This is a genomic window from Streptomyces sp. MK37H (assembly GCF_018035285.1).
GTDB lineage: Bacteria > Actinomycetota > Actinomycetes > Streptomycetales > Streptomycetaceae > Streptomyces > Streptomyces endocoffeicus.
Window position 1 is genome coordinate 1 of sequence record NZ_JAAAYH010000299.1, and the last position, 11306, is coordinate 11306.

General features: G+C 72.2%; 9 protein-coding genes. 7 read left to right on the forward strand and 2 right to left on the reverse strand.

Annotated features, from left to right (window positions below; translation table 11 throughout):
• From GWI24_RS31235 to GWI24_RS31245, 3 genes are all read left to right on the forward strand, one after another.
• The coding region (locus GWI24_RS31235) for a GAF domain-containing sensor histidine kinase (RefSeq protein WP_210949312.1) at nucleotides 1-1749 on the forward strand (1749 nt) is incomplete at its 5' end.
• An 80-nt stretch (nucleotides 1750-1829) separates the two neighbouring features.
• Nucleotides 1830-2432: a hypothetical protein gene (locus GWI24_RS31240; protein ID WP_210949315.1), complete on the forward strand. Its 603-nt coding sequence runs from the start codon at nucleotides 1830-1832 to the stop codon at nucleotides 2430-2432.
• A 193-nt stretch (nucleotides 2433-2625) separates the two neighbouring features.
• Complete coding sequence (locus GWI24_RS31245; protein ID WP_210949317.1) at nucleotides 2626-5061, forward strand: right-handed parallel beta-helix repeat-containing protein; 2436 nt, start codon at nucleotides 2626-2628, stop codon at nucleotides 5059-5061.
• Here GWI24_RS31245 and GWI24_RS31250 read toward each other — a convergent pair.
• Complete coding sequence (locus GWI24_RS31250) at nucleotides 5031-7412, reverse strand: hypothetical protein (protein WP_374103359.1); 2382 nt, start codon at nucleotides 7410-7412, stop codon at nucleotides 5031-5033. The two genes, GWI24_RS31245 and GWI24_RS31250, sit on opposite strands and share 31 nt — an antisense overlap.
• A gap of 202 nt (nucleotides 7413-7614) precedes the next feature.
• Between GWI24_RS31250 and GWI24_RS31255 the strand changes: the two genes are divergently transcribed.
• The gene (locus GWI24_RS31255) at nucleotides 7615-8460 is read left to right on the forward strand and encodes a DeoR/GlpR family DNA-binding transcription regulator (protein WP_044579192.1); all 846 of its coding nucleotides are present in this window, start codon (nucleotides 7615-7617) and stop codon (nucleotides 8458-8460) included.
• Nucleotides 8461-8484: 24 nt separating this feature from the next.
• On the forward strand, nucleotides 8485-8958 hold the full coding sequence (locus GWI24_RS31260) for an SRPBCC family protein (protein ID WP_210949321.1): 474 nt from the start codon (nucleotides 8485-8487) through the stop codon (nucleotides 8956-8958).
• Nucleotides 8959-9022: 64 nt separating this feature from the next.
• On the opposite strand, the gene GWI24_RS31265 is transcribed toward GWI24_RS31260, so the two are convergent.
• Nucleotides 9023-10171, reverse strand: coding sequence for a PLP-dependent cysteine synthase family protein (locus GWI24_RS31265; protein ID WP_210949327.1), 1149 nt, complete (start codon nucleotides 10169-10171; stop codon nucleotides 9023-9025).
• 152 nt (nucleotides 10172-10323) lie between these two features.
• On the opposite strand from GWI24_RS31265, the gene GWI24_RS31270 reads away from it, so the two are divergent.
• Together GWI24_RS31270 and GWI24_RS31275 are read left to right on the forward strand one after the other, a co-directional pair.
• Complete coding sequence (locus GWI24_RS31270) at nucleotides 10324-10659, forward strand: hypothetical protein (protein WP_210949323.1); 336 nt, start codon at nucleotides 10324-10326, stop codon at nucleotides 10657-10659.
• A gap of 184 nt (nucleotides 10660-10843) precedes the next feature.
• A partial coding sequence (locus GWI24_RS31275) for an ATP-binding protein (protein ID WP_210949325.1) occupies nucleotides 10844-11306 on the forward strand: 463 nt, incomplete at its 3' end.

The window sequence follows — 11306 nt, forward strand, 5'->3', positions numbered from 1 at the left end:
AGTGCGGATCAGGGACGCCATCCGGCCCTCCCCCAACTCCGGCTCGACCAGCTCCTCGACGAGCTCCAGGCGCGGCTGGACGCGGCCCGGTCCACCCAGGACCGGATGCACAGCCTCCTGGAGGCCGTGCTCAGCGTGGGCCGCGAGCTGGACCTGGAGCAGGTGCTGCGCCGGATCGTGGAGTCCGCGGTGGTGCTGGCCGACGCGGAGTACGGCGCGCTGGGCGTGGTCGACCGGCATCGGCTCTCGCAGTTCCTGCCGGTGGGCATGTCCGAGGAACAGGCGCACCGCATCGGCCCGTTGCCCAGTGGCCATGGGCTGCTCGGCGAGCTGATCCGCCACCCCCAGCCGCTGCGGCTCACCGATCTGTCGGAGCATCCGGCCAGCTACGGCTTCCCCGAGCACCATCCGCCGATGCGCTCGTTCCTGGGCGTGCCGATCCGGGTCCGTGACGAGGTCTTCGGGAATCTCTATCTGACCGAGAAGCGCGGCGGCGCCCAGTTCGACGCCGATGACGAGGCGGTGCTGACCACCTTGTCGGTCGCCGCCGGGGTGGCCATCGACAACGCCCGTCTGTACCACGAGAGCCGGCGGCGCGAGCAGTGGCTGGAAGCGCTCGGCGTCATCACCCGTACGCTGCTGGCGGGCACCTCGGCGGGCGAGGTGCTGAGTCTGATCGCCCGGCTCGCCCTCCAGGTGGCCCTCGCCGACTCGGCGGCGATCCTGCTGCCGGCCACCGGCACGGACTCGCTGATGGTCGAGGTGGCCGAGGGGCATGACGCCGAGCTCATCGGCGGGCTCGTGGTGCCGTCCGACGGCTCGCTGGCCGGGCTCGCGGCCCGCACCGGGCGCCCCGCGGTCGCCTCGGACGTACGGGTGGACTCGCGGGCCCGGTCCTGGCCGCTGCCGGCTCCGGAGAGCGAGTTCGGCCCGGTGGTGGCCGTACCGCTGGTCGCGGGCGAGCGGGCCTCCGGTGCGCTGCGGCTGTGCCGGCTGGCCGGGCGGCAGCCGTTCGACGACCATGAGGTGGAGCTGCTCTCGGGGTTCGCGGCGCAGGCGGCCCTGGCCCTGGAACTGGCCCGGCACCGCGCCGAGTCCGAGCACATGGCGCTGCTCCAGGACCGGGACCGGATCGCCCGGGACCTTCACGATCTGGCCATTCAGCGGCTTTTCGCGACCGGGCTCACGCTGCAGAGCGCGGGCCGGCTGATCGAGCGCCCGGAGGCGGCCGAACGGGTGGGGCGGGCCGTCGACGACCTGGACGAGACCATCAAGATCATCCGCTCCACGATCTTCGCCCTGCGCACGGTCGGGGACGACGGCGGCGAACCCGCCACGTTGCGGCGCCGGCTGGTCAAGGCCGTCCGCTCGGCCTCGGACACCCTGGGCTTCGCCCCGTCGCTGCTGATGGACGGCCCGGTGGACACCGATGTGCCGGACGAGACCGGCGACCATGTGCTGGCGGTGCTGGCCGAGGCGCTCAGCAACACCGTGCGGCACGCCCATGCCCAGCGGGTGGAGGTGCGGCTGACCGTCGGCGCCGACATCACCCTGGAAGTCACGGACAACGGGGTGGGCACCGGGGGCGCCGCCCCCAGCGGAGGACTGATCAATATGCGGTCCCGGGCCGAACTCCTGGGCGGCACTTTGGACATCGAGGCGCCCGAGGCGGGCGGCACCCGGCTGATCTGGTGCGTCCCGCTGCACCGCCGACGGCCCGCCGGAACGGCGAAAGGGCTGGCCCCGTGATATTGCTCTCTCTCCACCGAATACGCGCATATCCGGCCCGCCATGCGGTACTCACGAATGGGGAAGGGGGTATGTGATCCATGCGAATGATCTGGGGGCTGTGGCGCTGGCGGCGCAACCCGCTGCGCCGTAAGACGGACGTGATGGAGGCGTGCGCGGCACTGGTCGCCGCGGCGCTCATCCTGCTCGTCGCCCCCGCCGTCGGCTGGACATCGGGGTCCCTGGCACACGGGGCGCTGGTGAAGGCCGCGCAGAAGCAGCGCGCCGAGCGCCATCCGCTCTCGGCCACCGTGGTGAAGGTGCTGCCGCATCCGCCCATCGACTCCGATCCCGAGACCGCTTCCGCGAGAGACGCCCATCGCCGCGTCCTCGCCCGCTGGACGGGGCCGGACGGCAGCAAGCACGAGGGCACGCTGGGTGCTCACCCGGGCGCGGATCCCGGTGAGCGGTTCCGGGTCTGGACCGACGACCACGGCCGGCCAGTGGGCCGCCCGCTGGACACCGCGACGGCCACCACCCACGCCGTGCTGGCCGGAATCGGCGCGGCCGGGGTGACGGCGGTCCTGGTGGACGGCGCCCGGCGGCTGGTCGTATGGCGGCTCATGCGCCGGCGCTACGCACAGTGGGGCATCGCCTGGGAGCGGGCCGGTCAGGACTGGGGACGGGCGGACGCCGACAGCTGACCTGTGCGAGCGGGCAACGCCCGGCCGGGAGTTGTCATACGAACACACAACTCCCCCCGTGCTCCACAGCCACGTCAACTCATGGCGCCTCGCGCACGCTACGGTGGGGCATTCCATATGCGCAGCGGCAGTCAGCAGCGGCGGCCAGGCGCGCGCACACCGGCAACGCACGAGGTGGGGGCACAGCAGCACCATGGCACAGGGCTCGGTCGTCCAGGTGACGCACAGCGGAACGTCGCGGTGGCGGCGCCGCACCGGAGAGTACGCCTCCCTCACGGCGGCCCTGGAGGCCGCCGGGGACGGTGATGTGCTCTCCATCTCGCCCGGCACCTACCGCGAGAATCTGGTGGTGGGCCGGGCCGTCACCCTGCGCGGGCCCGAAGGCTCGGCACGCGGTTCGGTCCGGATCGCGCCGGTGGACGGAGTCGCGCTGACGATACGTGCCTCCGCCGTGGTCCAGGATCTGCATGTCGAGGGCCAGGACTCGGCCGCCCCCGCGCTGCTGATCGAGGACGGCACCCCGGAGCTGACGGACGTACGGGTGGCCACGCGCTCGGCGGTCGGCATCGAGGTGCGCGGCGGCGCCCGCCCGACCGTGCGGCGCTGCACCGTGGACAACCCCGCGGGCGTCGGGCTCAGCGTGCTGGACGGCGCGGGCGGGGTGTTCGAGGAGTGCGAGGTGGTGGCCGCCGGGCAGTCCGGGGTGGCGGTGCGCGGCGGTGCCCGTCCGCGCCTGGACCGCTGCCGGGTGCACCACGCCTCCGGGGCGGGCTTCTCGCTGACCGGCGAGGGCTCCTCGCTGGAGGCCGTCGGCTGTGAGGTGTACGAGATCCGGGGCGCCGGGGTGCAGGTCTCCGGGCGCGCGACCGGGAATCTGACCGACTGCCGGGTGCACCGTACGACGGCCGACGGGGTCAACCTGGACACGGACGCGGTGCTCACGCTCGCCGACTGCGAGATCCATGACATCCCGGAGAACGCGATCGACCTGAGGTCGCGTTCGGTGCTGACGCTGACCCGCTCCACGGTGCGCCGGTTCGGGCGCAACGGCCTGTCGGTGTGGGACCCGGGCACCCGGGTGGACGCCAACCAGTGCGAGCTGCACGAGAGCACCGGCGACTATCCGGCGGTGTGGGTGAGCGACGGCGCCACCGCGGTGCTCGACTCGTGCCGGGTGCGCGAGGTGCCGGACGCGCTGTTCGTCCTGGACCGGGGGTCGCGGGTCGACGTGGTCGACACCGATCTGTCCCAGGTGCGCTCCACCGCGGTCTCGGTCAGCGACGGGGCCATCGTCCAGCTCGACGACTGCCGCATCCGGGAGGCGGCCACCGGGGCGTGGTTCCGCGACCACGGCAGCGGCGGCACGCTCGCCAACTGCACCATAGACGGCGCCGCCACCGGAGTGATCGTCACCAAGGGCGCCGATCCGACAGTCGAGCGCACCACGGTCTCCGGGCCGACGGAGGCCGGGTTCTACGTCTCCGCCGAGGGCCGCGGCACCTTCACCGGCTGCCGGGTGACCGGCAGCGGGGGCTATGGCTTCCACATCATCGACGGCTGCCGCACCACCCTGACCCGGTGCCGTACGGAGCGGTGTGCGCGCGGCGGCTACGAGTTCTCCGAGGCGGGGCCGATCGTCGAGGACTGCACCAGCGACGAGAGCGCCACCACGGCGCTGGGCTCCCCGGGCGCGCCCGCCCAGCCCCAGGTCACCGCGCCCGCCGTGGAGACCGCCTCGACCGGCGGGCTGCTGGGCGGCGTCCCGGCGCAGCGAGCCGCCCAGACCTCCGCGCCGGCCGCCGAGCCCCCGGTCGCCGTCCGCCCGTCCACGGCGGTGCTGGGCGAACTGGACGCGCTGGTCGGGCTGGAGAGCGTCAAGCGCGAGGTGCGGGCCCTCACCGACATGATCGAGGTGGGCCGGCGGCGTCAGGAGGCCGGGCTCAAAGCCGCCTCCGTCCGCCGCCATCTGGTCTTCACCGGCTCCCCCGGCACCGGTAAGACGACGGTGGCCCGGCTCTACGGGGAGATCCTGGCCTCCCTCGGGGTGCTGGAGCGCGGCCATCTGGTGGAGGTCTCCCGGGTGGACCTGGTCGGCGAGCACATCGGCTCCACGGCCATCCGCACCCAGGAGGCGTTCGACCGGGCGCGCGGCGGGGTGCTGTTCATCGACGAGGCGTACGCCCTCTCCCCGGAGGACTCCGGCCGGGACTTCGGCCGGGAGGCCATAGACACGCTGGTCAAGCTGATGGAGGACCACCGGGACTCGGTCGTGGTCATCGTCGCGGGGTACACGGCGGAGATGGAGCGCTTCCTGTCCGTCAACCCCGGTGTGGCCTCCCGTTTCTCGCGCACCATCACCTTCGGCGACTACACCCCGGAGGAGCTGTTGCGGATCGTGGAGCAGCAGGCCGAGGAGCATGAGTACCGGATCGGCGAGGGGGCGTCGGAGGGGCTGCTGAAGTACTTCACGGCGCTTCCCAAGGGCCCCGCGTTCGGCAACGGCCGCACCGCCCGGCAGACCTTCGAGGCGATGGTGGAGCGGCACGCGGGCCGGGTCGCCCAGCTGAGCGACCCGACCACGGACGACCTCACGCTGCTCTACCCCGAGGACCTGCCGGAGCTCATCTGACCGGCGGCCTCCTCCGCCGGTGGCGGCGTCTGCTCCGGGAGCCGGGCCAGCAGCCCGGCCCGCTCCCGGTCGAAGACGGGGTCGGCCTGGTAGTCGCCGTGCCCCAGGATCGGCGCGGGCAGCGGGTGTTCGGTCGTACGGCCATAGGCCAGCGGGTCCTTGAGCGCGTCGCAGTCGACCTCGGGCCCGCTGCCGTCGGGCAGCTTGATGGGGCCGCCGATCGGGTCGGTGTAGCGCCACAGATTGCGCCAGCAGCGCACCTCGCCGTGGAGCGAGAGCAGCTGGGTGGGCCCGAAGTAGGCGGGGAACCAGCGCCCGTAGAGCCGCTCCAGCGGTGAGCCGTAGGTGAGCAGCGCGACCTGGCCGCGGGTGCGGTGGTCCACCTGCCAGACCGCCGCGGCGGCCAGCACACTGCCCTGGGAGTGGCCGGAGATGACCAGTCGGCCGCCGTGCCTGCGGGTCCAGGTCTCCATCCGCCAGGTCAGGTCGGGCACCGCCCGCTCGGCGTAGCACGGCGGCGCGAAGGGGTGGGCGGCGCGCGGCCAGAAGGTGCCCACGTCCCACAGGATTCCGATGGTGCGGCGGGCGGAGGGGCTGCGGTAGGCGCGGCGGGCCCAGGTGACCAGCATCAGGAAGGCCAGCCCCATCAACCAGGAGCCCAGCGCCTGCGCGGTCTGGGCGGCGGCGTCCACGGCCCCGGGCGCGCCGTCGGCGGCCCTTCCCGGCACCTCGTCGGTGACCCAGGCCGCGGTGACGGCCAGAGCGCCGAACAGCAGGGTCAGCAGTGCGACCGGACCGACGATCCAGGGGGCGGAGTCGGTGAGACCGGCGCGGGCGATCGTGCCCGCGATCCGCCGGGTGCGTACGGCGTCGGGCCGCTCCCCCGGATAGCCGTCCATGATGGTCGGCAGCAGCCGGTTGCGCACCCGCCACACCCTTACGGTGAAGATCACCAGCAGGACGACCAGGACCAGCAGCAGCGCGGGGATGGCCGTGGCCAGCCAGGTCAGCAGCACCGGAGGCGCTATCCCCGGCCCCTCACCCGGAGTGCCGCCGCCGTCCAGCCAGTCGGCGAAGCGCTGGGCGACACCTCCGGCGAGCAGCGCGCCGAGCCCGCAGGCGAGCACGGCGACGGCGGGCCCGGCGAGCCCGTACAGCGGGGTGCGGCCGGGCGCGGCCCGGTGCAGGACCAGGGCGCACACCGCCATGGTCACGATCAGCGCGCCCTCCCCGATGGCGATGGCGCAGAACGCCTCGTTGCCCGGCAGCTGGTCGGTGGAGACCCAGCCGGGGCGGGACCAGCCGGCGTACAGGACGGAGAGCGCCAGCACCGCGAGGGCGGCGCCGGGCAGCGCGGTGATGGTGAGGCGGTCCAGCTCCCCGTCGACCTTGGACTCGCTGCGGCCGCGGTAGCACACCACGGCCACCACCGTGACCGCGCCCGCGCAGAGCAGTGTCAGCAGTGCCCAGCCCGCGGTGTCCTGCGGCCCGCTGCCGCCCGGTTCGCGGTCATAGGTGGTGGTGGGCAGGGTCAGGCCCGCCGCGATGGTGAGGAAGCCCGCGGCGGTGTGCGCGGCACGCAGCCGGGCGACGATCCTGCGGCCGTACCAGAAGCCGGGCAGGCACAGCGCGGGGCGGTTGCCCGCCTCGGGCGTGGACTCGTCGACGGGGCGCTCCAGCGGCGGGGAGGCCTCGTACGCGCTCCAGGTGCGGTTGGACAGGTACCACAGCAGTCCGGTGAGCGCGCCGGGCAGCACCGCGGCGAGCGCGAGCCTGCGGCCGGGCTGGCTCCACCAGCCGTGGTTCGCCGGGGACAGGAAGCCGAGCCAGGACTTGCCCCCGGCGCAGTCGGCCGAACCGGCGCACTGCCAGGCGACCAGGTCCAGGGCCACCTCGCAGGCCCCGGCGATCAGCAGCACGGTCAGGGTGAGCGCCACGAGCCGGACGAGCAGGCCATAGGTGCGCACGGTCCGCTCGCGCCGGTCGGCCGGGGGCCGCATCCAGTGGGCGAGGTTGGCGACCATGAACGGCAGTAAAAGCAGCCACAGGGCGCGGGAGCTGTTGCCCGAGGTGAGGTTGCACCAGACGTACGCCTCACGGATCGGGCCGTCGCGGTCCGGGCCCTGGCGGTCCTCCGGCGGGCGCTGCTCGGCGTCGATGTCGTCCGCCCTGCGGTAGACCGCCGCGGTCTCGTCGCCGGTGACCAGGCTGGTGCGCGGATCGCCCAGCATCTCCTCGGGGCTGGTGCCGCCCACTCCGTGGACGAGGAGTTCCAGATCGGGTGGTGGGGCCCCGCCCCTGCGGGCTGTCATCGCCTGTTCCGACGCGTCGGCCGGCGTGTCCGTACGCATGGTCGATGGCACCGTGTCCCCCGATCCGGTGTGGTGCGGTCGTTCTGGCTCCAGGATTGTGCCCATCGGCCACCTTCCCCGACCCTGACACGGCGGGCGTGGCGAAATCGTAACCCCGGGTGCACCGGCGCTCGGCTGACCTCGCCTCGTGCGAAGATGAACGCGCGGGCGACGAGGGCCGGCCGGAGGGAGACGTGGCAGGGTGAGCGACAACCAGAACCTGCTCGCGGAGCAGCGGCGTGCCCTGATTCTCGATGAGGTCAGGCGGCGCGGCGGGGTGCGGGTCAACGAGCTGACACGCAAGCTCAATGTCTCGGACATGACGGTTCGTCGCGATCTGGACGCGCTGGCCAGGCTGGGCGTCGTGGAGAAGGTGCACGGCGGGGCCGTGCCGGTAGCCGAGGCGAGCACATACGAGCCCGGGTTCGAGGCCAAGTCGGGCCTTGAGCTGAGCGCCAAGGAGGACATCGCCAAGGCGGCGGCCGCGATGGCCACGCCGGGCACCGCGATCGCCCTGGCCGGGGGCACCACGGCCTTCGCACTGGCCCAGCAGCTGCTGGAGGTGCCCGATCTGACAGTGGTCACGAACTCGGTCCGGGTGGCCGATGTGTTCTACAACGCCCAGCGGTCGGCGGCGCTCGGCGGGGTGGGCCCTCGCCCGGGCGCGGCCACCGTCGTGCTCACCGGCGGGGTGCGGACGCCGTCGGACACGCTGGTGGGGCCGGTCGCGGACGCGGCGGTGCGCTCGCTCCACTTCGATGTGCTCTTCCTCGGGGTGCACGGCATATCGGTGGAGGCGGGTCTGTCGACGCCGAATCTCGCGGAGGCGGAGACCAACCGCCACTTCGTCAGGGCCGCGCGGCGGGTGGTGGTGGTCGCGGACCACACCAAGTGGGGCACGGTGGGGCTGAGTTCCTTCGCCTCGCTGGACCAGGTGGACGCGCTGGTCACGGACCCGGGGCTGCCGGAGGATGCGCGGGCGGAGATCTCCGAGTATCTGCCGGAGCTGGTGGTGGCGGGCGAGCCGGTCCGCACCGCAGACATCTGACACCCCGACAGTTATCGTGTGTCCATGACACACCGGTTGCGTTCCGTCGGACTGGAGTACGTCGAGACCGCACCGTTGCGGCTCGTCTTCGTCGCCGAGGTCTCGGCCTCTCCTGAGGCGGTGTTCGAGGCGTTCACCGATGTCGAGGGCTGGCCGCGGTGGTTCCGCGCGGTGAAGGACGCCCGCTCCACGGACGGCGGCAAGGGCAGGGCGATCCGCCTCGTGGGCGGCGGCCGCTTCCGCGAGACGGTCATGGCGGCCGATCCGCACGAGCGCTACGCCTACCGGGTCGACGAGACCAACGCACCGGGGCTGCGGGCGCTGCTGGAGGAGTGGACGCTGCGACCCTCGGACGGCGGCGGGACCGTGGTGCGTTATGTGTTCGCGGTGGACGGCACGGTACTGCTGCGCGGTGTCGTGCGGGCGATGCGGCCGGGTCTGCGGCGCGCGTTCCACCAGGCGGTGCGGAACCTGGACCGGATGGTGGCGGCGGCCTGACGACGGCCGTAAGGGCGTGACGGCGGCCATACACGCCGCCTGACGACGGCCGTAAGGGCGGCGGTCAGTCCGTCCAGTTGCCGGTGGTGAGGAAGATGTCGAGCGTCTTCACATACGGCTCGATGTCCAGCCCCTGCTCCTCGAGCCACGCGTCCGAGTAGTACTTGTCCAGATACCGCTCCCCCGGATCGCACAGCAGCGTCACCACGCTCCCCGTCCGCCCCGCGGCGACCATCTCCGCGACGATCCGCAGCGCGCTCCACAGCCCGGTCCCGGTGGAGCCGCCCGCCTTACGGCCGATGGCCCGCTCCAGGGCGCGCGCGGCAGCGACGCTCGCCGCGTCCGGGACCTTCATCATCCGGTCGATCGCGCCCGGTACGAAGCTGGGCTCCATCCGGGGGCGGCCGATGCCCTCGATGCGTGAGCCGTGGTCGCTGGCGGCGTGGGCGTCATGGTGGACCCAGCCGTCGAAGAAGCAGGAGTTCTCCGGGTCGGCGACGCACACCCGGGTGTCGTACTGCATGTAGTGGACATAGCGGGCGATGGTCGCCGAGGTGCCGCCGGTGCCCGCCGTGGCCACGACCCATGCCGGTTCGGGATAGCGCTCCAGACGCAGCTGCTGATAGACCGACTCGGCGATGTTGTTGTTGCCGCGCCAGTCCGTGGCCCGCTCGGCGTAGGTGAACTGGTCCATGTAGTGGCCCCCGGATTCCGCCGCGAGGGCGGCGGACTCCTCGTACATCGTCCGCGGGTCGTCCACGAAATGGCACTGGCCGCCATGGAATTCGATCAGGCGGCACTTCTCCCGGCTGGTCGTGCGGGGCATCACCGCGATGAAGGGCACGCCGATCAGCTTGGCGAAGTACGCCTCGGATACGGCGGTCGAGCCACTGGACGCCTCGATCACGGGCTTGCCCGGCCGGATCCAGCCGTTGCACAGCCCATAGAGGAACAGCGAGCGTGCCAGGCGGTGCTTGAGACTTCCCGTGGGATGGGTGGACTCGTCCTTGAGGTAGAGGTCGATCCCCCAGCGCTCGGGCAGCGGGAAGCTCAGCAGATGGGTGTCCGCGGACCGCTGGGCGTCGGCCTGCACCTTACGGACGGCTTCCTTCAGCCACTCGCGGTAGCCGTGGTCGCTGCGATCCACGTCGATCGTCTCGATACTCCCGCGCGCCGTGCCGTCCAACGCCCACTCCTTCTGCTTGTGCCTCATGCCCAGCCCAGGTGGCATACTCATGCCGTTTCGATCCTCATTGTCCCCCAGTGCGCCCTGGTGTCCGGGGCCGGTCACGGGCACACTGCGCAACAGGGAAAATGAGAGGCGGCGGCACAGTGCCAGTCGGAGCCATCGGGGAGGCGGTTGTGATGGCCGATACGGAGTTCAACGCCAGGGGAGTGCGGATCGAGCGGTTCCTGCGCTCGGTCACCCGCGCCGGACAGGTCATGATCAAGGACGGCAGGCTGCAGTTGCTGACCAGTTACGGCAGCGAGATCGACAGCGCGCCCGTGCAGTCGGTGCGTGCGAGCAAGCCCTGGTTCGTGGACGGGGACCAGGCCATGGCCACCGTGAACGGCACCCGTTACCGCCTCACCCTCGGCTCGCAGGACGTCAAGTCCACCTCGGCCAAGTCCGGCTCGGGCGCCGCCAGCCGCTTCCTCGACGCCGTCCGGTCCGCCCGGGGGCATGCCTCGAAGAGGTGAGGCGGCCGAGTTGCGCATGCGCTTGGTGGGACCGACCCTGGACGAGTATCAGTATCACTGAGGGTCAACAAGCGGTGACGCTGAGAACCGTCCCACCGGTCGCGCCCAGCAGCCACCACTGCTGAACGTGTTCGTCGCCCGCATCTGAATCAGGCTAGCCCCACGTCTTCAGGGAGTCGCAGCCGTGATCAGTCGTCCTAGCAGGCATTGCACGGTGGAGCTGCAGGCCCTGCCGTCGCGGATCGGACAGGTCCGCAGAATCGTGTCGGCGCAGTTGCGCTACTGGCATCTGGATCCGCTCATCGACCCGGCGGCGCTCGGCGTCACCGAACTGCTCACCAATGTCCATCGGCACGCCGAGCCGGACAAGCAGTGCACGGTGGAGATCGCTCTCATGCTGGACCGGCTGACCGTTTCGGTCCGCGACCAGGATCCGCGACTGCCTCGCGTTCAGGCGTGCGATCCCTTCGCCACCCATGGCAGGGGGCTCGCGTTGGTCGCGGCCGTCAGCCAGAGCTGGGGGATGCACGCGCGGGACGACGGCAGCGGGAAGGTCGTCTGGTTCACACTGGCCGTGCCGCGGTCCACCGCCACCGCCAAGCCGCCCTTCGCGTCGCATGGAACGGGCCGCACCGCGCCGCCCCTTC

Bases quoted from the DNA above. Each gene is read 5' to 3' on its own strand.
- GWI24_RS31260 (WP_210949321.1), top strand. From the start codon at position 8,485: ATGACACACCGGTTGCGTTCCGTCGGACTGGAGTACGTCGAGACCGCA.
- GWI24_RS31240 (WP_210949315.1), top strand. From the start codon at position 1,830: ATGCGAATGATCTGGGGGCTGTGGCGCTGGCGGCGCAACCCGCTGCGC.
- GWI24_RS31245 (WP_210949317.1), top strand. From the start codon at position 2,626: ATGGCACAGGGCTCGGTCGTCCAGGTGACGCACAGCGGAACGTCGCGG.
- GWI24_RS31265 (WP_210949327.1), bottom strand. From the start codon at position 10,171: ATGAGGCACAAGCAGAAGGAGTGGGCGTTGGACGGCACGGCGCGCGGG.
- GWI24_RS31270 (WP_210949323.1), top strand. From the start codon at position 10,324: ATGGCCGATACGGAGTTCAACGCCAGGGGAGTGCGGATCGAGCGGTTC.
- GWI24_RS31250 (WP_374103359.1), bottom strand. From the start codon at position 7,412: ATGCGTACGGACACGCCGGCCGACGCGTCGGAACAGGCGATGACAGCC.